Origin of the sequence: Cellulomonas sp. PhB150 (assembly GCF_003755175.1) — a bacterium.
Classification (GTDB): Bacteria; Actinomycetota; Actinomycetes; order Actinomycetales; family Cellulomonadaceae; genus Cellulomonas.
Genome location: NZ_RKHX01000001.1, coordinates 820,836 through 840,519, shown reverse-complemented (window position 1 = coordinate 840,519; position 19,684 = coordinate 820,836). Strand labels below are relative to the sequence as shown.

The following is a 19,684-nucleotide window of genomic DNA, read 5'->3' as shown; positions in this document are numbered from 1 at the left end:
GGCAACCGGTCAAGACTAGCCCATCGTCGGGCGGCACCCCAAATGTCGGCGGGATGGGGCAGGGTGTGGTCGGACACAGCCGGGAGCCCGGCGCCGGGTTGACGAGCGATCGACGAGGGGACGCAGGCGGACGTGGCGATGGATCGGCTCGACGGGGCGGCGGTGCGCGCCTGGGCGCACGCGGCGCGGACCGGGCTCGAGCGCGCACGCGCGAGCATCGACGCCGTGAACGTGTTCCCGGTGGCCGACTCCGACACGGGGACGAACGTCCTGCTCACGGTCACCGGCGGCGTCGAGGCCGTCGACCGTGTCGAGGCGGGCGCGGGGCCGGACGAGCTGGTCGTCGCGTTCGCGCGCGGGGCGATGCTCGCGGCGCGCGGCAACTCCGGCGTGATCCTCAGCCAGTACCTCGCGGGGCTGGCCCGTTCGTGGGGCGACGCGCCCGGCACGGACGAGGTCGCGGCCGGGCTGGCGAACGCGGCGCGGTCCGCCCGGCAGGCGCTCGCGGACCCCCAGGAGGGGACCGTCCTGACGGTCGCCGACGAGGTCGCGCAGGGAGCGCTCATCGCGGCCGGCGCCCGCGCGGACCTGTCCACCATGCTCGCCGAGGTGCTCGACGACGCCCACCGCGCCCTCGCCACGATCAGCGCCGCCCACCCCGTGCTGCGCCGCGCGCACGTCCTCGACGCCGGCGCGTGCGCGCTGCTCGTCGTGCTCGGCGCGCTGGCCCGCGTCGCCGCGGAGGATGCCGACGCGGTCCCGGACGTCACCTGGCTGCCGACGGCCCGTGCGGCGGGCGACGACGAGGCCGAGGCCAGCGCGGAGGGCGGCGCGTACGAGGTGATGGCCCTGGTGCGCGGCGGGCCGCAGGACCTGGGTGCGGGGCTGCGCTCGTCGCTGGGGACGGTCGGCGACTCGGTGGCGGTGGTCGGCGCCGACGGCTGGTGGCACGTGCACGTCCACACCGACGACCCCGAGGGCGCGATCGCGCTGTGCGAGGTCGGCGTGCGGGAGCAGGTCGTGGTGCGTCTGCTCGAGGGTTCGCACGGGCAGGTGCCCGAGACGAGCGGCCCGGGCCTGGTGGCCTGCACCGCCTCGCCAGCGCTGGCAACGTGGTTCGCGGCGACCGGTGCCGTGACCGTCGTGCGGTGTCCCGAGGCGCCGGTGACGGCCGAGCACGTGACGCGCGCGATCACCGACACGGGTGCGTCCCGCGTGGTGCTGCTCGCCGGTGACGGGCTCGCGCCCGACGAGATCGACGCGCTCGTCCGCGCGCACGGAGAGCGGCTGGTCGTCCTGGACGCGCGGGACGCCCTGCGCGCGTCCGTCGCGGCGCTCGCGTTCGTCGCGGCCGCCGACGACGGCCCGGAGCACGCTGCGAGCGCGGCCCTCGAACGGCTCCAGCCCGCCGAGGCCGACGACGTCGCCGGGCTGGTGAGCCGCGTCGGGGCGCTCGGCTGGCCGGGGGAGAACCTCACGGTGGTGCACCGCGACCCGCTCGACGACGCGGCGCGCGCGAGCATCGAGCAGGCCCGCGGGGGGCTCGAGGTGACGTTCGTCGGCCCGACCGGGCACGGTCCCGCGCTCGCGGCCGGGCTGGACTGACGCCGTGGCGACGCGACGTGACGTCGGGTACGAGGACCGGGTGGGCTCGTCCGGTGCTCTGGACAAGCCGGTCTCGAGCGTGGCCCCGCGCATGGGCAAGGCGTTCGAGGCCCTCGGCATGCGCACCGCGGGCGACGTGCTGCGCTACTACCCGCGCCGCTACGCCGACCCGTCGAACCTGACCGACATCTCCGGGCTCGTGGTCGGGGAGACCGTCTCGATCGTCGCCGAGGTCCGCAGCGCCGTCATCAAGCACGCGCGCAAGGACGGCGCGCCCCGCGTCGAGGCCGAGATCACGGACGGCACCCGCACGCTGCGCGCGACGTTCTTCACGAAGCGGCAGGGCATGGCGCAGCACATGGTCCAGTCGATGCACCGCGGGCGGCGGGGGCTGTTCACCGGCAAGGTCTCGGTGTTCATGGACCAGGCGCAGCTGACGAACCCCAAGCACGACTGGTTCGACGGCGACGACGACGTGGAGCAGCGCGCCCGGGAGGAGGCCGGCTGGCCGACGCCGCTGTACCCGGCCAGCGCGCAGCTCGACTCGACGAAGATCCGCGCCGTCGCGCGACTCGTGGTCGAGCCGCTGCGCGAGGACGAGCTGAGCGACCCCGTGCCCGCGTCGGTGCGCGAGGCCCGCCGGCTCGGGCCGCTGCGACAGGCCCTGTACGACATCCACGTGCCCCGCACGGACGACGACTGGCGGCGCGCGCGCCACCGGCTGCGGTACGAGGAGGCCTTCGTCCTGCAGGCCGAGCTCGCCCGCCGCCGAGCCCGCGCGGCGGCGGAGCCCGCGACCGCGCGCCCCCGGGTCGTCGGCGGTCTGCTGGACGCCTTCGACGCGCGGCTGCCGTTCACGCTCACGGCGGGTCAGCGCGAGGTCGGCGACGAGCTGGCCCGCGAGCTCGCGCTGCCCGTCCCGATGCAGCGGCTGCTGCAGGGCGAGGTCGGCTCGGGCAAGACGGTCGTGGCGCTGCGCGCGATGCTCCAGGTGGTCGACGCCGGCGGGCAGGCGGCACTGCTGGCACCCACCGAGGTGCTCGCCTCCCAGCACGCCCGGTCGCTGCGCGCGCTGCTCGGCGACCTCGCCGAGGGCGGGATGCTCGGCGGCGCCGAGGCCGGCACGCGCGTCGCGCTGCTCACCGGCTCGCTCTCGACCACCGCGCGGCGCGACGCGCTCCTGGACGCCGCGAGCGGCGCCGCCGGCATCGTGGTGGGCACGCACGCGCTGCTGTCCAAGAACGTCCAGTTCGCCGAGCTCGGGCTCGTGGTCGTCGACGAGCAGCACAAGTTCGGCGTCGAGCAGCGCGACACCCTGCGCGCCAAGGCCGCCGCGAGCCCCCACCTGCTGGTCATGACCGCGACCCCGATCCCGCGCACCGTCGCGATGACCGTCTTCGGCGACCTCGAGACCTCGGTGCTGACCGAGGTCCCGGCAGGCCGCAGCGGCGTGAGCACGCACGTGGTGCCCGCGGACAACCGGCCGTGGGTCGCACGCACCTGGAAGCGGGTGCGCGAGGAGGTCGACAAGGGCGGCCGGGCCTACGTGGTCTGCGCGCGGATCGAGGGGGACGACGACGACGGCGCCGACCTGGTGGCCACCGAGCCCGTGACGCTCGGCGACTCCGGCGCCGCGCCCCGCCGACCGCTGCGCGCCGTGGTCGAGGTCGCCGACGAGCTGCGCGGCCTGCCCGACCTCGACGGGGTCGCCGTGGGCATCCTGCACGGCCGGATGAGCCCGGAGGACAAGGAGCGCGCGCTCGCGGACTTCGCGTCCGGTGCGGTGCCGGTGCTCGTCTCGACGACCGTCGTCGAGGTCGGCGTCGACGTCCCCGAGGCCACGGTGATGGTCGTCCTCGACGCGGACCGGTTCGGCGTCTCCCAGCTGCACCAGCTGCGCGGCCGGATCGGTCGTGGCGCCGCCCCCGGGGTGTGCCTGCTGGTCAGCTCCGCCCCACCGGGGACACCCGCGGCCGACCGCGTCAGCACCGTCGCCGGCACGAGCGACGGCTTCGAGCTCGCGAGCTTCGACCTCGAGCAGCGCGGGGAGGGCGACGTCCTCGGGGCCTCCCAGTGGGGCGCGGCCACCTCGCTGCGGCTGCTGCGTGTCGCGCGGGACGGCGACCTCATCGACGACGCACGCGCCGACGCCCGCGCCCTGGTCGAGCAGGACCCCGAGCTCGCTGCCTGGCCGGCGCTGCAGGCGGCGATCGACGCCCGCCTGACCGACAGCCGCGACGAGTTCCTCGACCGCACCTGACCCGTCGAGCCCGCCGACCGGCGTGCCCGAGCACTGGGCTGGCGCGGATACCCTGGCGGGCGTGTCGAAGCCTGCCGTGCGCGCCCAGGACCTGCTCGTCGGTTACGGCGGTGCCCCCGTGTGCGCCCCCGTGACGTTCACGCTCTCGCCGGGCAGGGCGGTGGCACTCGTCGGCGCGAACGGATCGGGCAAGTCGACGGTCCTGCGCGCCGTGATCGGCCTGCTCGAGCCGTCGGGCGGCAAGCTCGCGGTGTTCGGCGAGGAGGTCGACGAGCGCGAGATCTCCTTCCGCACCCAGGTCGCCAGCGTGCTCGACGACGACGCGTACTTCCCGGCCCTGACCGTCTACGAGCACCTGTACCTCACCGCGCGCGGTCACGGCGTCGTCGGCGCGGACGGTGTGGTGACCGAGCTGCTCGAGGAGTTCGGGCTCACGGAGCACTCCCGCTCGCTGCCGGTCGCGCTCTCCTCCGGCCAGCGCCGGCGGCTGCTGCTCGCCGCCGGGTTCGTCCGGCCGCGCTCGCTCCTGGTGCTCGACGAGCCCGAGCAGCGCCTGGACCGCGCGATGCGCGACCGCCTCGCGGCGCGGCTCGTCGCCGAGAAGCGCGCGGGCGGCGCGGTGCTGCTCGCGACGCACGACCCCGACCTGGTGCTGGCCGTCGCGGACCGCGCGGTCCACGTGGCCGACGACGTGACGCGCGTGCTCGCTCCGGCCGAGGCCGCGACGCTCATCAGCAAGGAGAACCCGTGACCGAGCCGGCGGTGCACCCCGGTGGCCTCGGCGAGGTCCCGGCCGCGCGCGACATCCGCCGGTACACCGCGCAGGCTGCCAACGCGCGTGGCGGCGCGAGCCTGGGCTCGCTGCTCGCGAGCGTCTACTACGCGGTCATCACGATCGGCATCGCGATCGGCATGGCGCTCGGCTTCGCGCAGGCGATGCGCGTCGCGCTCCCACCCGAGCCCGACGTGCGGACGCACCTGAGCCTGAGCCTGGCGACGCTCGTCGTGGTCATCATCGTGGCGCTCGCGGGCACGCTCGTCTCGCTCGCGGGACGGCTCGGTCCCGTGGGCGCGGGCGGCGCCGAGGCCGCGTGGTGGCTGCCGCTGCCCGTCGACCGGCGCGGGCTGCTGCGACCGGCCGCGCGCCGGCTGCCGCTGGTCGCCGCGCTGGTCGCCGCGATCCTCGTCGGGCTCCTCGACGCGGGGCTGCTGGCCGACTCCGGGCCGCGGGTCGTGCACGTCGTCATCACCTCGGCGCTCGTGGGTGCGGGCATCGTGCTGCTCGCCGCGCTCGCGCAGTCGCGCGGGGTGAGCCGGTCCGCGACCGCCCTCACGGGGGACCTGATCCTGGGCGCCGCGCCCGTCGCGGCCGTCGTGCTCGCGCTGACCGGCTGGTCGCTGGACGAGGTGCCGACGCTGCCCTGGTACGGCGCGGTCGTCGCCGCGCTGCTGCTGGCCGGCGCGGGCGTGCTCGTCGACCGCCGCCTGCACCGGATCCCGACGCGGTCGCTGCGGGAGAGCGGGTCGGTCGCCACGCAGGCCGTGGGCGCGGCCGTCTCGCTGGACTCGCGCGAGCTCGGGCGCGCGCTCACCGACGGAGCCGCCCGGACCACGCGCCGCCGCATCTCCCGCCTGCGCACCGCGCGCGGGCCGGCGTCCGCGGTCGTCACCGCCGACCTCGTGGTCCTGCGCCGCTCGCTGCGCCACATGGTCCAGCTCGTCGTCGCCGCGCTCGTGCCCGTGCTGGTCAGCACCGTGCCGCAGCTGGCGAGCTCCGCGGGTGTGCTGCTCGCGCTGCTGGTGTCCGGCTACGTGGCCATGAGCGCGACGGGCGAGGGGGCCCGGCGCGCGCAGATGGCACCGATCCTGGACCGCCTCCTGCCGCTCGAGGCCAAGACCGTGCGCCGGCTGCGAACGGTCGTGCCGGCGATCGCGATGCTCGTGTGGTCGGTCGTCGCGTTCGGGGCCGTCGGGCGCTGGACCGGCGACATGGCGTCCTGGATCGTGCTCGGCGTCGCCTCGACGCCCGTGTGGGCGGCGGCCGCGGTGCGTTCGTCGTACCGCCCGGCGCCCGACTGGGCCGGCCCGCTGGTGTCGACGCCCATGGGCGCGCTGCCGACCGGCGTCGGCGCGGTGCTGGCCCGCGGCCCGGACCTCGTCGTGCTCGGCCTGCTGCCCGTGTGGATCGCCGTCCTGCTGCGCGACGTCAACGAGACGATGATCGTGATCCAGGCGGGGCTCGCGGCGATCGCGTTCGGGATCGCCTCGTCGGTCGCGACCGGGACCTTCATGGAGCGCATGATGGCGAGCCAGGAGGAGCTGGAGAAGAAGGCGAAGAAGTGACCCGCATCGTGGCCGGGGCAGCCGGTGGGCGCACGCTGAGCGTGCCGCGCAAGGGGACCCGCCCCACGAGCGAGCGGGTCCGCGAGGCGCTATTCTCCCGCCTCGAGCACCTGGACGTCGTGGACGGCGCCCGCGTGCTCGACCTGTTCGCCGGCTCGGGGGCACTCGGGCTCGAGGCGGCCAGCCGCGGCGCGGTCGCCGTGACGCTCGTCGAGGCGGCCAAGGAGGCGGCCGAGGTCTGCCGTCGCAACGCCGCCGTGCTCGGCCTGCCCGGCGTGGTCGTCGTCGCCGAGCGGGCCGAGAGGTTCGTCGAGCGGCCCGTGGCCGCGGCCTGGGACCTCGTGCTCGTCGACCCGCCCTACGACCTGCCCGAGCCGGATCTCGAGGCCGTGGTCGCCGGGGCCGGCCGCGCGCTCGCGCCGGGCGCCGTGCTGGCGGTCGAGCGGTCGTCGCGCGCACCCGAGCCGGTGTGGCCCGAGGGCGTGACCCGGTTCGACCGCCGGGCCTACGGGGAGACCGTCGTCTGGTTCGCCGAGCCGTCCTGACCGCTGCGGGCCATCAGCGTGAGCGTGGGGCCGTCGCCGAGCGGCCGGCTCGCGAAGGTGCGGTAGCCCAGCCGCTCGTAGAACGGGACGTTGGTGGGGTCGGTCGTGCCCAGCCACGCGTCACCTTCGGGTGCGGCGCCGAGCAGGCGCGCGCCGTGGCCTCGTCCTTGGTGCGGGGGATCGACGGCGAAGTAGTTGAGGTACGCGGCGGTCGTCGAGGGCGCGAGCTCGCGCGTGCCGGCCAGCACCTCGAGGACCTCGGCAGCGCGCGTGGGCCCGACGAGCCCGCGCAGCACGTCCGCGGGGGCCGGCCGGCCCGCGGGAGCCGACGCCGCACCCGCCGGGCGCCAGGCAGCCACGCCGACCACCGCGCTGCCGGCGAGGGCGACGTGCACCACGCCGACGGCCAGGTACTGCTCGATCGACGGTCCCAGCCAGGCCGCCGTGGACCCGGCGCGCGTGGCGTCGTCCGGGAAGACCCACCGGATCAACGGGTTCGCGTCGTAGGCGCGCGCGAGCACCGTGCGGATCGCGGGGACGTCGTCCTGGCAGGCGTCGCGCACCTCGTCGTCCATGGGCCGAGCGTACGAGGCGCACTGGCCTACCCTGGGCCGGTGACCATCGCGGTGTGCCCCGGCTCGTTCGACCCGCTCACGCTCGGCCACGTCGACGTCGTGCGGCGGGCTCGCACCCTCTTCGACGAGGTGATCGTGGGCGTGGCCCGCAACTCCTCGAAGACCGCCCTGCTCGACGTCGCCACGCGCGTCGCGCTGGCCCGGGCGGCGCTGGCCGACGACGAGGGCGTGCGGGTCGAGGTCGTCGACGGGCTGCTCGCCGACTTCGTCCGCGACAGCGGTGCCGACGCGCTGGTCAAGGGCCTGCGGGGCGGCGCCGACTTCGACGCGGAGCTGCCGATGGCCCTGATGAACCGCCACCTGACCGGCGTGGAGACCGTGTTCGTGGTGGCAGACCCCGGCCTGGCGCACATCGCGTCCTCGCTGGTCAAGGACGTGGCCCGCTTCGGTGGGCCGATCGACGACCTCGTGCCGGACGGCGTCGCCGTCGCGGTGCGCGAGGCGCTGGGAGGGAGTGCGCGATGAGCGAACCGACGACGAGGCCCGAGGGCCTGACGGGCGTGCTCGACGCGATCGAGAGCGCGGTGGTCGCCGCGCGGGCGATGCCGATGTCCTCGTCGGTGCTGGTCAACCGCGCGGAGCTGCTGGACCTCGTCCTGCAGGCTCGCGACGTGCTGCCGACGCAGCTGAGCCAGGCCGACGAGGTGCTCGCCGACGCCGACGCCGCACGGACGGCCGCGCAGGCCGAGGCCGACGCCGTGCTCGACGCCGCGCGCCAGGAGGCGGCGCGGCTCGTCGAGTCCGAGGCGGTCGTCGTCGCCGCGCACGAGCGTGCCGCCCAGGTCGTGGCCGACGCGCAGGAGACCGCGGACGGGCTGCGCCGCGACGCGGACGACTACTGCGACCGGCGGCTGGCCGACTTCGAGATCGACCTCGGCAAGGTGCTCGCGCAGGTGCAGGCGGGCCGTGCGAAGCTCGCCGGCCGACTGACCGGCGACTGATCTGCTGAGCACCCGGCTGATTTGGGCGGCGCGCGCGAGTGCCGTACTGTTGTCGGTTGGTCCTGCCGTTCATGGCACGGACCGAGATCAACGAGGGGACCCGGCCGTGCAGCGCCCTGCCCACCTCGATCCCCGCTCGCCGTTCGTGCTCGACACCCATGAGCTCGGCCGACGTCCGGGATCGACGCGGACCGTGCAACGGACGGTCGACGCCCCTGAGGATCTCGGGACGGACGTGATCGGCATCCCCACCGGGACCGACGTCGAGCTGGACCTCCGGCTCGAGGCGGTCATGGAGGGGGTCCTGGTCTCCGGAACCGTTCGCGGTCGGGCGATCGGGGAGTGCGTGCGCTGCTTGGGCGAGGCGGTCGAGGATGTCGACCTCCACCTCACCGAGCTGTACGTCTACCCCGAGCGTGCGAAGGCGGCGGCCGACGACGGGGACGAGGACGAAGACGTGCGCGAGCTGGAGAGCGATCTGATCGATCTCGAGCCCGCGCTGCGGGACGCGGTCGTGCCGGCTCTGCCGTTCCAGCCGTTGTGCCAACCTGACTGCCCGGGTCTGTGCTCCGAGTGCGGAGCCCGCCTGGCGGACGACCCTGACCATTCGCATGAGATCCTTGACCCGCGCTGGTCCGCACTGAGCGGCCTGGCTGGTGTGCAAGACGAGAGAGAAGAGAGCTAGCCGTGGCGGTTCCGAAGCGCAAGATGTCGCGCAGCAACACCCGTGCGCGTCGGTCGCAGTGGAAGACCACTGCCACGACGCTCACGTCGTGCCCGCAGTGCAAGGCCGACAAGAAGCCCCACACGGCGTGCCCGTCGTGCGGTGCCTACAACGGCCGCACGTACGCCGAGGCGCAGCGCACCGAGCTCGCGGTCTGACGACTGCGTCTCCATCCGTGACGCGTGAGCCGGAGACGGCGTGAGCGCCGCGGCAGCTGAACTTCTCGAGAAGCTCGGGGTCCCTCTGGACCCCGAGCTTCTCGTGCTTGCCCTGACCCACCGGTCGTTCGCCCACGAGGCCGGTGGCATCCCCACCAACGAGCGCCTCGAGTTCCTCGGCGACACGGTGCTGGGCCTCGTGGTCACCGAGTCGCTGTTCCGGGCGCACGCCGACGAGCCAGAGGGCGCGCTGGCCAAGATGCGGGCCGCGACGGTCTCCCAGCGCGCGCTGGCGGTGGTCGCGCGCGATCTGGACCTGGGCTCCTACGTGCTGCTCGGCAAGGGAGAGCTCGCGACGGGCGGCACCGAGAAGGACTCGATCCTGTCCGACACGCTCGAGGCGCTGTTCGGCGCGATCTACCTCTCGCACGGCCTCGAGGTCGCGCGCACGGTGGTGGAGCGGCTCGTCGGCCCGTCGCTCGTGGCGGCCGCGGACCTGGGCGCCGGGCTCGACTGGAAGACGTCCCTGCAGGAGCTGTCCGCCGAGCTCGACCTCGGTGCACCGCACTACGAGGTGACCGGCGAGGGCCCCGACCACGCCCGGACCTTCACGGCGCACGCGATGATCGCCGGCGAGCCGCGCGGCAGCGGCGTGGGTCCGGCCAAGAAGGTCGCCGAGCAGCAGGCCGCCGAGGCGGCCTACCTGGCGCTCGAGCCGCTGCGCGCCCGCGCCGGTCGCTCCTGACGCGTGCCCGAGCTGCCCGAGGTCGAGACCGTCCGCGACGGGCTGGCCCGCCACGTGCTGGGGCGCACCGTGCGCGGCGTCGAGGTCCGGCGCGACTACAGCGTCCGCCGGCACGAGGCCGGCCCGCTCGACTTCGCCGGTCGGCTCACGGGCCGCAGGCTCGAGGCCGCCGTGCGACGCGGCAAGTTCTGCTGGCTGCTGCTGGGGGACGACGAGGCCCTGCTGGCCCACCTCGGCATGAGCGGCCAGCTGCTCGTGCGGTCGTCGGCCGAGGAGGGCGCTGACCACCCCCACCTGCGGGTCCGCCTGCTGCTCGACGACGGGGTGCTCGACTTCGTCGACCAGCGCACCTTCGGCCACCTCAGCGTCCAGGAGCTCGTCCCCACGCCCGACGGAGCACCGGGCGGAGCGGGCTCCGACCTGGCCGCCGTGCCCGAGCCCGTGAGCCACATCGCGCGCGACCTGCTCGACCCGTTCCTCGACGAGGCTGCCGTGCTCACCGCGCTGCGCGCCCGCCGCACGGGTCTCAAGCGCGCGATCCTCGACCAGACGCTCGTCTCCGGGGTCGGGAACATCTACGCCGACGAGGGCCTGTGGCGCGCGCAGCTGCACTACGCCCGTGCCACGGACACGATGCGGCGGCCCGACGCGCAGCGGGCACTGTCCGGGGCGCGCGACGTGATGTCCGAGGCGCTCGCGCAGGGTGGCACGAGCTTCGACGCGCTGTACGTCAACGTCAACGGAGCGTCCGGCTACTTCGACCGATCGCTCGCGGTCTACGGCCAGGAGGGCCGGCCGTGCCCGCGCTGCGGCACGCCGGTGCGCCGTGACGAGTTCATGAACCGCTCAGCCTTCACGTGCCCGCGCTGCCAGCCGCGCCCGCGCAACGGCCGCTGGTAGCGCTCAGCGGTCCACGGTGTTCCGCAGCGGGCGACCGGCCAGGTAGGCGGCGAGGTTCTCCGAGAGCAGAGCGCCCGCGCCGATGGGGCGACCGCCGGCGCCGTGCGGGCTGACCAGGATGCGGGGCTCGTCCCAGATCGGCGAGTCCGCGGGCAGGGGCTCGCGCTCGAAGACGTCCAGGGCGGCGCCGGCGAGCGCGCCCGTGCGGACCGCGGCGAGCAGGGCGTCCTGGTCGAGCGTGGCGCCGCGCCCGACGTTGACGACCCACGCGTGGGGCGGCAGGAATGCGAGCACCTCGGCGTCGATGGCGTGGCGCGTGCCGGGCGTGTCGGGCAGCAGCGAGACGAGCAGGTCCGTCGCGGGCAGCACGCCGAGCAGCTCGTCGGGCGTCACCACGTGGTAGCCCCCGCGGACACCCGACGACGTCGCGACGCCGGTCACCGACGCGCCGAGCGCGGTCAGCAGCGGGGCCAGCCGTCCTGCGATGGAGCCGAAGCCCCAGACGACGACGCGCGCGCCTGCCAGGGAACGGAACTCGTCGGCCCGGATCTCCTGGATGCCGCCGAGCTCGGCGACCCAGCGGTGCTCGTCCTGCGCGCGCACGAGCTCGGGGACCCGGCGCGCGCACGCCAGCACGAGCGCGAGCGTGTGCTCGGCGACCGGCCCGTCGTGCAGCCCGCGGCCCGAGGTCACCACCACCTCGGGCGCGAACCCCGCCTCCAGGATGGTGTCCACGCCGGCGGCGAGGCCCGCCACCCAGCGCAGGCGCGGCAGCCGTGTCGCGGCGTCGCGCAGCACGCGGCGGCCGCTGCCCCACACGACGAGCACCTCGGCGTCGGAGTCCGGCACGGGTTCGTCGGGTGCGTAGCGGACCGCCTGCACCCCGGCGGGGAGTGTGACGTGGTCGTGCAGCGTGGTGGGGACGAGGATCGTGGTCACACCTCGATACGATGCCATCGTGCCGATTCCCGCCACCGCAGCGAAGCCTGGTCCCATCAGCGTCATGATCGTGGACGACCACGAGGTCGTGCGTCGCGGCATCGCGGAGGTGGTCGAGCGCGCCGAGGGCATGACCGTCAGCGCCGAGGCCGGCTCCGTCGCCGACGGGGTGCGCCGCGCCGGCCTCGTCCGGCCACAGGTCCTGCTCGTCGACCTGCAGCTGCCCGACGGCACGGGGATCGACCTCATCCGCCAGGTGCACGCGGCGCAGCCCGAGGCCCGCGCGATCGTCCTGACGTCCTTCGACGACGACGAGGCGCTCGCCGCCGCTCTCGACGCGGGCGCGTCGGCCTACCTGCTCAAGTCCGTGCGCGGTGCGGAGATCACCGACGTGATCCGCGCGGTCGCCGCGGGCCGCACCCTGCTGGACGAGCGGACCATCACCCGCCGCAAGGCCGGCCACGAGGACCCGACCGAGAACCTCACGCCCAGCGAGCTGCGTGTGCTCGACCTGATCGGCGAGGGCTTGTCCAACCGCGAGATCGCCGAGCGGCTGGGCGTCGCCGAGAAGACCGTGAAGAACCACATCACGTCGCTGCTCGCCAAGATGGGGCTGCAGCGGCGCACCCAGGTCGCCGCCTGGGTCGCCTCGCGCAAGCACTCCGGCTGGCGGGCCGAGCCGGGCCACTGAGCCCGAGCTGACCCGGTCAGCCCCGCAGGGCGGCCGACGACGGGTCCTGCTGGCGCAACCGGTCCGTGACCTGCTCGACCAGCTCCTCCAGCTCGGGCTCGCCGTCGCCCCACTGCGCGACGATCTCGCGCAGCTGTGAGCGCTCGTTCTCGCGCAGCTCCTCGGCGACTGCGTCGCCGGCCGGGGTCGGCGTCGCCGTCTCGTCGTGCACCTCGATCAGGCCGCGGGACTCGAGCTCGGCCGCGACCGCGCGCACCCGGTCGAGCTCGACGCCCGACCGCTCGGTCATGCGCGCGAACGTCCGGGACCGTTCGCCGCTGACGCGGGAGAGCATCCAGCACTGGCCAGGCGTGAGGTCGATGTCGAGGTCCTTGTTGAGGATCGCGTAGGCCGCGAGCGGGTCCTGGCGGCCGACCTCGCGCCACAGCATGAGGCGCAGCTCCTCGTAGGACGAGCGGCCGGCGGGGGCCGCGAACACCTCGCCCTGCTCGGGGCTGCTCGCGCCCGTGCGCAGAGGCCGCTCGGGGATGAGCCAGGTGAGCAGGAACGCGACCACGCCGATCGGCACGCCGAGCAGGAAGATCGTGTGGATCGAGTCGGCGTAGCCGTCGAGGAACCAGTTGATGACTGCGGAGCCGCACTTGTCGATGTTCGCGGTGGTCTTGGTCAGCACATCGGCAGAGCATCCCCCCACAGCCCCCGCGGGTGGGCTGCTCGCGAGCGTCGAGCCCAGGTGCGAGCTGAACACGGTCCCGAACACCGCGACGCCCACGCAGCTGCCGATCGTGCGGAAGAACGTCGCGCCGCTCGTCCCGGTGCCCAGGTCGCGGTACTCGACCGCGTTCTGCACCGCGAGCACGAGCACCTGCATGACGAGCCCGAGCCCGGCGCCGAGCACGAACATCGCGATGCTGGCCTGCAGCCCGGACGTGTCCCGGCCCATGAGGGACAGCAGGTAGAGGCCCACGGTCATGACCGCTGTGCCGACGATCGGATAGATCCTGTACCGCCCGGTCCGGCTGATGAGCTGGCCGCTGCCGATCGACGTGATGAGCAGACCCAGCATCATCGGCAGCATCTGCAGGCCGGACGCGGTGGGCGACGCCCCGTGCACGCCCTGCAGGTAGAGCGGGAGGTAGGTGATCGAGCCGAACATCGCGAAGCCGACGACGAAGCCGACGATCGAGGTCGTCGCGAACACGCGGTTCTTGAACAGCCGCAGCGGCAGCACCGGCTCCGGGACGCGCGCCTCGACGAAGACGAAGGCGATCGCGGCGAGCACGCCGAGGACCGCGAGACCGATCACCTGCGTGCCGCCCCAGTCCCACGTGCTCCCGCCGAGGCTCGTGATCAGCACGATCGACGTCGCGACCACCGCGAGCAGGGTCACGCCGATGTAGTCGATCTTGGGCGACGTGCGGGCCTTGGTGACCGGGAGCACGGCGCTGACCACGGCGAGGGCGACGACACCGATCGGGAGGTTGATGTAGAACACCCACCTCCAGCCGATGGTGTCGACGAAGAGCCCGCCGAGCAGGGGGCCCGCGACGCTGGAGATGCCGAAGACCGCGCCGAACGCACCTTGGTACCGACCGCGGTCACGGGCGGGGACGACGTCGGCGATGATCGCCTGCGCCAGCACCATGAGCCCGCCGCCGCCGACGCCCTGCACGGCGCGCCAGGCGATGAGCTGGCCCATGTTCTGCGACGTCCCGGCGAGCCCGGAGCCGATGAGGAAGATGACGATGCACGTGATGAACAGGATCTTGCGGCCGTACAGGTCGCCGAGCTTGCCCCACAGCGGAGTCGTGATCGTCGTCGCGAGCATGTAGGCCGTGACGACCCACGAGAGGTGCTCCGCGCCGCCGAGGTCGCTGACGATGGTCGGCAGCGCGGTGGCGACGATGGTCTGGTCCAGGGCGGCCAGGAGCATCGCGAGCATGAGCCCGCCGAAGATGGTCCAGATGGCCCGCTGCGACAGCTGCTTGGCCGCGGGGAACCCCGCGTCGGTGGGTCCGGCTGAGACCTGCTCGGTCATGGGTGCCCCCTCGTCTCGAGTGCATCGTCTTACCGACGGGCGCCCGACGCAACAGATCAGGACAAAGGGGATTGCCAGGTCAGGAGCGTGCCGGTGCCCGTGGGGGCCGCGCCGAGGGTGAACGTCCCGCCGTGCTGGCGGGCCCGCGCGGCGAGGTTGCCGGTGCCCGAGGAGCGGTCGCGCGTGGGAGGCAGCCCGACGCCGTCGTCCTCGACCTCGACGTGGACGACCCCCAGGGGACCGGTGCCACGGACGTCGACCCGCACGGTGACGGAGGCGGCGTGGGCGTGCCGGGCCGCGTTGGCCAGGCCCTCGCGGACCACGGCGACGACGTCGTCGGTCAGGTCCGTACCGGTGCGCTCGTCGACGAGGTCCTCGTCGATCCCGTCGTCTGACAGCCCGTGGCCGTCGAGCGTGAGCACCATCGACGGCGCGAACCCGAGGCCGGTGCGGGCCAGTGACGCCTCGCGGCGCAGCCGCTCGACGAGGCCGGTGGCGGCGTCGGGGTCGCGCAGCGCGTACACGATCTGGCGGATCTGGCGGACCGAGGAGTCGACGTTGTCGAGCGCCTCCTCGACGATCGAGGTGAGCTCGGCGGGGTCGACGCCGCGCGCCGAGCGCCGACGCACCGTCTCGAGCTGCATGCCGGTGGCGAACAGCTGCTGGATCGCCAGGTCGTGCAGGTCGCGCGCGATGCGCTCGCGCTCGTCGAGGAGGGCGGCGATGTCCTGCGCGTGGCGAGCCTCGGCCAGCACGTACGCGAGCGCGGCCTGCGCCGCGAACGACTCCGCGGTGGCCAGGTCGCTCTCGTCGAACGGCGCTGCGCCGATGCGGCGCAGCAGGATGAGGACCCCCACGCCCCGGCCCGAGGTCTGCAGCGGCGCGAACATCGCGGGCCCGAACGCGCGCATGACCTCGAGCTTGACGCTCCGCGACTGCGACAGCGACGGCGTCAGCAGGCCCCGGCCCTCGGTCATCACGGTCCAGGCGCGACCGCCCTCGGGCATCCGTGCGCCGACGAGGCGGGCGGACTCGTGCCCCGCGGCGAGCTCGATGAACAGCTGGCCGCCGACCCCCGGGAGCGCGAGCGCCGCGACGTCCGCCCCCGCGATCTCGCGCGCGGTGGCGGCGATGTGCTCGAGCGCCTCCTCCTCGTCGATGCCCTCGAGCAGCATCGTGGCGATGTCCTGCCCCGCACGCAGCCAGTGCTCGCGACGTGCGGCCTCGGCGTAGAGCTGGGCGTTGGCGACGGCGACGCCCGCCGCGGCGGCGAGGGCGATGACCGTGCGCTCGTCGGCGGCCGTGAAGCCGCCCGCCTTCTCCGACAGGTACAGCTGACCGAACACCTGGTTGCCCACCCGCACGGACGCCCCGAGGAACGAGCCCATCGGCGGGTGCTCGCGCGGGAAGCCGATGAACGCGGGGTGCTCGCGCAGGTCGTCCAGACGCAGGGCCCCCTCGGCGGGGATCTGGCCGAGCACCCCGAACGCGTGCGGGGCGTGGCCCATCATCCGGGCGACCGCGGTCGGGACGCCGGTGTAGACGAACGTCGTCGAGGCGCCCCGGGCGTCCACGACGTTGATCGCCGCGTACCGGGCGCCGGTCAGCTCGGCGCTGACCTGGACGAACCTGTTGAGCACCTCGGGCAGGTCCAGCTCGCTCGCCACCGCGAGGATCGCGTCCAGCAGGTCGTGCAGCGCGTCGCCCGTGAACGGCACGGGCAGCGCGTCGACCTCGGAGAGCACGCCGCCGCGGAACGGTGCGCCCGGTCCCTCGTCGTGCGGACTCACGCGTCCTCCCTGGACTCCTCGGCGAGGTCCTCACGGTAGCGGGCGACTCGCTCTACGAGGTCCGCGTGCGTCCCACGCGCCGCGACGCGTCCGCCGTCGAGGCGGACCACCTCGTCGGCATCGGCCAGCGGGGAGAGGCGGTGGGTGACGACGACGACGCCGCGGTGCCGGTACCGGGTGAGCAGGCTGCGGACGACCGCGTCCGCGGTGGCCGGGTCCAGGTGCTCGGCGGGCTCGTCGACGAGCAGCAGCGGGGCGGGGCTCAGGAGACCACGCGCGAGCAGGAGCCGCCGGCGCTCGCCGCCGGACAGCGTGCGACCGTCGGGCCCCAGCAGCGTCTCGAGGCCGTCCGGCTGCGCCGCGAGCCAGGCGTCGAGGCCGACGTCGGCGAGAGCCTGCGTGGCTTCGTCGGGCGTGACGTCCCCGCGAGCCACGCGCAGGTTCTCCAGCACGCTCGTGCCGAAGACGTGCCCGTCCTCGGCGACGTGCACGACGGCGTCGGCCGGCCGGGCGAGGTCCTCGACGTCGGTGCCGTCGAGCTCGAGCTCGCCGCCGCGGCGGGGCAGCAGGCCGGCGAGCGTGAGCAGGAGGGTGGTCTTGCCCGTGCCGCTCGGGCCGACGACGGCGATCGCGCGGCCGGGGGAGACGTCGAGGTCGAGGTCCCGCACCACGCGCGGCGCACCGGGCCAGCCGCAGTCCAGGTCGCGGGCCGTCAGGTGCGCGCGGCCGGCGGCGCCGGCAGGGCGAGGCGCGGCAGACGGCCCGGCAGCGTCCAGCAGCGCGAGGATCCGTGCGGCCGCGGCGCGCGAGCGCCGCACCTGGACGGCAGCGGCCGGCAGCAGGGAGGTCGCCTCGAACGCGGCGAGCGGCGTGAGGACGACGACGGCGAGACCGACGGCGGACAGCTGCCCCGACACCACGGCCGGCACGCCCGTGAGCAGGGCGGCGAGCACCGCGAGACCGACGGCGACCTGCCCGATGCCGGCGGCCAGCGCCGCAGTGGGTGCGCCTGCGTCGGTGGCGGCGGCGACCTCGCGGTCCGCGGCTCGCAGGGCCTCGAGCTCGGTGGCGGTGCGGCCGGCGACGGCGAGCGGGCCGGCGTCGTCGAGGATGCCGAGCGCGCTCGCGGTCGCCCGTGCCCGGCCGTCGGTGGCGCGCGCCTGGGTGGTCCGGGCACCCGCAGCGGCCAGGGTGGGCGCGACGACGCCCGCCAGCAGGAGGCACCCCGCCAGCGCGAGGCCCGCGGGCAGCCAGATCAGCGACATCGCCGCCACGGTCGCCACGCCCAGGACGGCGGCGACAGCGCCCGGCAGCAGCCCACGGACCACCACGTCGCCGACGGCGTCGACGTCGGCCCCGACGCGCGCCAGCAGGTCACCGCGCCGCACGCCGAGGACGGCCCCGGGCTGCCCGCTCGCCAGGCGGCTGTAGAGCGTGGTCCGCAGGGTCGTCATGCCCCGCAGGGCGACGTCGTGCGAGACGAGTCGCTCGCAGTAGCGCAGCACCCCCCGGCCGATGCCGAACGCACGCACGGCGACCGTCGCGACGCTCAGGGTCAGCACCGGCGGCATCTGGGACGCGCGGGCGATGAGCCACGCGGCCACGGCGGCCAGCGCGACCGCGCAGCCGAGCGCGAGGGTGCCGAGCACGACCGCCTGGACCGCGCGACGCCGGTCGACCTCGAGCAGGGCGACCGCCCGCCGCAGCGTGCCGCGGGGCGGGGGAGTCATCGCAGCGCCTCCGTCCGCACCGGGGCGACCATGACGACCTCGTCGGCCGCGGCGAGCAGGGATGCGCGGTGCGCGACGAGCAGGACCGTGCGGCCGCCGGCACGCAGGGCGCGGACCGTGTCGAGCACGACCCGCTCGCCCGCCGCGTCGAGGTGCGCGGTCGGCTCGTCGAGCACGACGAGCGGCGCGGGGGACAGCAGCGCCCGGGTGAGGGCGACCCGCTGGCGCTGCCCGACGGACAGGTGGCCGACGGCGGTCTGCCAGCCGTCCGGGAGGTCGGCGAGGACCGCGTCGAGTCCGGTCAGCGCGGCGGCCCTCGCGCGCGCGGCGTCGTCGGCCCCGCCCACGACCTCCTGCACCGAGCCCGGCTCGAGCACCGGGCGCTGCGGCAGCCACGCGACCTGCGACCAGTACCCGGCGCGCTCCACGTCGGCCAGAGGGATCGGCCCGGCCGGGGCGACGAGCTCGACGGTCCCCTCGTCGGGCACCAGGAGCCCCAGCACGACCTCGACGGTCGTCGACTTCCCGCCACCGGTCGGCCCGGCCAGGGCGACCACGCGCCCCGGCCGCACGTCGAGGTCGAGACCGTCCGGCGTGCGGCCGGCGGCGGTCGTGACGGTCACGCCACGCAGCCGCACCGTGACGCCCGCGAGGTCGGGCGCCGGCCGGGTGCCGTCGGCGGTCACGGGCGTCTCGAGCACCGCGAACGCCTGCTCGGCGGCCGCGACGCCGTCGCTCGAGGCGTGGAACTGCGCGCCGACCTGGCGCAACGGGTTGAACACCTCGGGCGCCAGCACCAGCACCGCCAGCCCGGTGACCAGGTCGAGGTCGCCCTCGACGAGCCGCAGCCCGATGCCCACGGCCACCAGGGCCACCGACAGCGTGGTGAGCAGCTCGAGCACCATGCCGGACAGGAACGCGATGCGCAGCGTGCCCATCGTGGCGCGTCGGTGCGCGTCCCCGAGGGCCTGCACGCGCGCCGCGGGGCCGCGCTCGCGGCCGAACGCCCGCAGCGTGGGCAGGCCCGCGAGGAGGTCGAGCGTCTGCGCCCCGAGCCGCCGCATGGTGGCCAGCCCCTGCTCGGAGCGACCCTGCGTGAGCCGGCCGACCAGCCACATGAAGATCGGCACGAGCGGCAGCACCGCGACGAGGATCGCGGCCGACACCCAGTCGAGGCCAAGGATCACCAGGAGCGTCGCGGGGGTGACGGTCGCGGCGAGGACCAGCTGCGGCAGGTAGCGGACGAAGTACGGCTCGAGCGCGTCGAGCCCACGGGTCGCCAGCGTGGCCACCCCCGGCCCCTCACCGGTCGCGAGCCACCGCGGTCCGAGCGCCGCGGCGTGCGCGACGACGCCCTCGCGCAGCTCGGCCACGGCCCGGGTCGCCGCGCGGTGCGCGAACCGCTCCTGGGCGGCCGTCGCCAGCGCACGCAGCGCGACCACGACCGCGAGCCACGCGACCAGCGGGCCGATCGCCTCGAGGTCGGCACCGTCGTGCACCGCGCGCCCGAGCGCGTGCGCGAGCAGCAGCGCCTGCGCGACGACGAGCGCGGCCGTGAGGATGCCGAGCGAGGCGGTGAGCGCGACGTAGCCGCGCGCCGCACGCGCGTGGCGCAGCAGCCGGGGGTCGAGGGGCCTCAT

Annotated in this window: 18 protein-coding genes; 12 read left to right on the top strand and 6 right to left on the bottom strand. The window is 75.1% G+C overall.

Annotated features, from left to right (window positions below):
• Positions 1-138: 138 nt before the first annotated feature.
• The 5 genes from EDF34_RS03985 to rsmD all read left to right on the top strand — a co-directional run bounded on the left by EDF34_RS03985 (position 139) and on the right by rsmD (position 6,753).
• Complete coding sequence (locus EDF34_RS03985) at positions 139-1,605, top strand: DAK2 domain-containing protein (protein WP_123370029.1); 1,467 nt, start codon at positions 139-141, stop codon at positions 1,603-1,605.
• 4 nt (positions 1,606-1,609) lie between these two features.
• The gene (locus EDF34_RS03980) at positions 1,610-3,865 is read left to right on the top strand and encodes an ATP-dependent DNA helicase RecG (protein WP_305038121.1); all 2,256 of its coding nucleotides are present in this window, start codon (positions 1,610-1,612) and stop codon (positions 3,863-3,865) included.
• Positions 3,866-3,926: 61 nt separating this feature from the next.
• Positions 3,927-4,616: an ABC transporter ATP-binding protein gene (locus EDF34_RS03975; RefSeq protein ID WP_123370028.1), complete on the top strand. Its 690-nt coding sequence runs from the start codon at positions 3,927-3,929 to the stop codon at positions 4,614-4,616.
• Positions 4,613-6,208: a DUF6297 family protein gene (locus tag EDF34_RS03970; protein ID WP_123370027.1), complete on the top strand. Its 1,596-nt coding sequence runs from the start codon at positions 4,613-4,615 to the stop codon at positions 6,206-6,208. Before EDF34_RS03975 ends, EDF34_RS03970 begins: the two co-directional genes overlap by 4 nt.
• The gene (gene rsmD, locus EDF34_RS03965) at positions 6,205-6,753 is read left to right on the top strand and encodes a 16S rRNA (guanine(966)-N(2))-methyltransferase RsmD (RefSeq protein ID WP_123370026.1); all 549 of its coding nucleotides are present in this window, start codon (positions 6,205-6,207) and stop codon (positions 6,751-6,753) included. The genes EDF34_RS03970 and rsmD overlap by 4 nt, the downstream gene beginning before the upstream one ends.
• Here rsmD and EDF34_RS03960 read toward each other — a convergent pair.
• On the bottom strand, positions 6,714-7,328 hold the full coding sequence (locus EDF34_RS03960; RefSeq protein WP_123370025.1) for a GNAT family N-acetyltransferase: 615 nt from the start codon (positions 7,326-7,328) through the stop codon (positions 6,714-6,716). The two genes, rsmD and EDF34_RS03960, sit on opposite strands and share 40 nt — an antisense overlap.
• A 39-nt stretch (positions 7,329-7,367) precedes the next feature.
• On the opposite strand from EDF34_RS03960, the gene coaD reads away from it, so the two are divergent.
• The 6 genes from coaD (at position 7,368) to mutM (ending at position 10,856) form a co-directional block, all read left to right on the top strand.
• Entirely contained in the window at positions 7,368-7,853 is a 486-nt protein-coding gene (coaD, locus tag EDF34_RS03955) for a pantetheine-phosphate adenylyltransferase (RefSeq protein ID WP_123370024.1), read from the top strand.
• Positions 7,850-8,329, top strand: a complete 480-nt coding sequence (locus EDF34_RS03950; RefSeq protein WP_123370023.1) for a hypothetical protein — start codon at positions 7,850-7,852, stop codon at positions 8,327-8,329. The genes coaD and EDF34_RS03950 overlap by 4 nt, the downstream gene beginning before the upstream one ends.
• 106 nt (positions 8,330-8,435) lie before the next feature.
• A complete protein-coding gene (locus tag EDF34_RS03945; protein ID WP_123370022.1) occupies positions 8,436-9,014 on the top strand; it encodes a DUF177 domain-containing protein in 579 nt (192 codons plus the stop codon).
• Positions 9,015-9,016: 2 nt separating this feature from the next.
• A complete protein-coding gene (gene rpmF, locus EDF34_RS03940; protein WP_118766294.1) occupies positions 9,017-9,211 on the top strand; it encodes a 50S ribosomal protein L32 in 195 nt (64 codons plus the stop codon).
• A 40-nt stretch (positions 9,212-9,251) separates the two neighbouring features.
• Positions 9,252-9,956, top strand: coding sequence for a ribonuclease III (gene rnc, locus EDF34_RS03935; RefSeq protein ID WP_123370021.1), 705 nt, complete (start codon positions 9,252-9,254; stop codon positions 9,954-9,956).
• A gap of 3 nt (positions 9,957-9,959) precedes the next feature.
• A complete protein-coding gene (mutM, locus tag EDF34_RS03930; RefSeq protein ID WP_123370020.1) occupies positions 9,960-10,856 on the top strand; it encodes a bifunctional DNA-formamidopyrimidine glycosylase/DNA-(apurinic or apyrimidinic site) lyase in 897 nt (298 codons plus the stop codon).
• A 3-nt stretch (positions 10,857-10,859) separates the two neighbouring features.
• Here the strand turns inward: mutM and EDF34_RS03925 are convergent, their stop codons facing one another.
• The gene (locus EDF34_RS03925; protein ID WP_233575167.1) at positions 10,860-11,813 is read right to left on the bottom strand and encodes an NAD(P)-dependent oxidoreductase; all 954 of its coding nucleotides are present in this window, start codon (positions 11,811-11,813) and stop codon (positions 10,860-10,862) included.
• A 46-nt stretch (positions 11,814-11,859) separates the two neighbouring features.
• On the opposite strand from EDF34_RS03925, the gene EDF34_RS03920 reads away from it, so the two are divergent.
• Entirely contained in the window at positions 11,860-12,486 is a 627-nt protein-coding gene (locus EDF34_RS03920; RefSeq protein ID WP_123370019.1) for a response regulator transcription factor, read from the top strand.
• Between the two features lie 16 nt (positions 12,487-12,502).
• Here the strand turns inward: EDF34_RS03920 and EDF34_RS03915 are convergent, their stop codons facing one another.
• Genes EDF34_RS03915 through cydD form a run of 4 tightly spaced genes read right to left on the bottom strand, consistent with a single transcriptional unit; the run spans position 12,503 to position 19,684 of the window.
• Positions 12,503-14,524 (bottom strand): MFS transporter, encoded by a 2,022-nt coding sequence (locus EDF34_RS03915; RefSeq protein WP_123370018.1) that lies wholly within the window; start codon positions 14,522-14,524, stop codon positions 12,503-12,505.
• A 56-nt stretch (positions 14,525-14,580) separates the two neighbouring features.
• Complete coding sequence (locus EDF34_RS03910; RefSeq protein WP_123370017.1) at positions 14,581-16,314, bottom strand: GAF domain-containing protein; 1,734 nt, start codon at positions 16,312-16,314, stop codon at positions 14,581-14,583.
• A complete protein-coding gene (cydC, locus tag EDF34_RS03905; protein WP_123370016.1) occupies positions 16,311-18,044 on the bottom strand; it encodes a thiol reductant ABC exporter subunit CydC in 1,734 nt (577 codons plus the stop codon). The genes EDF34_RS03910 and cydC overlap by 4 nt, the downstream gene beginning before the upstream one ends.
• Complete coding sequence (gene cydD, locus EDF34_RS03900) at positions 18,041-19,684, bottom strand: thiol reductant ABC exporter subunit CydD (protein WP_123370015.1); 1,644 nt, start codon at positions 19,682-19,684, stop codon at positions 18,041-18,043. Before cydD ends, cydC begins: the two co-directional genes overlap by 4 nt.

Excerpts from the sequence above, each read along its gene's own strand:
- EDF34_RS03985 (WP_123370029.1), top strand. The coding sequence starts at position 139 with ATGGATCGGCTCGACGGGGCGGCGGTGCGCGCCTGGGCGCACGCGGCG.
- EDF34_RS03960 (WP_123370025.1), bottom strand. The coding sequence starts at position 7,328 with ATGGACGACGAGGTGCGCGACGCCTGCCAGGACGACGTCCCCGCGATC.
- EDF34_RS03950 (WP_123370023.1), top strand. The coding sequence starts at position 7,850 with ATGAGCGAACCGACGACGAGGCCCGAGGGCCTGACGGGCGTGCTCGAC.
- EDF34_RS03925 (WP_233575167.1), bottom strand. The coding sequence starts at position 11,813 with ATGGCATCGTATCGAGGTGTGACCACGATCCTCGTCCCCACCACGCTG.
- EDF34_RS03920 (WP_123370019.1), top strand. The coding sequence starts at position 11,860 with ATGATCGTGGACGACCACGAGGTCGTGCGTCGCGGCATCGCGGAGGTG.
- EDF34_RS03915 (WP_123370018.1), bottom strand. The coding sequence starts at position 14,524 with ATGACCGAGCAGGTCTCAGCCGGACCCACCGACGCGGGGTTCCCCGCG.
- cydC (WP_123370016.1), bottom strand. The coding sequence starts at position 18,044 with ATGACTCCCCCGCCCCGCGGCACGCTGCGGCGGGCGGTCGCCCTGCTC.
- cydD (WP_123370015.1), bottom strand. The coding sequence starts at position 19,684 with ATGAGGCCCCTCGACCCCCGGCTGCTGCGCCACGCGCGTGCGGCGCGC.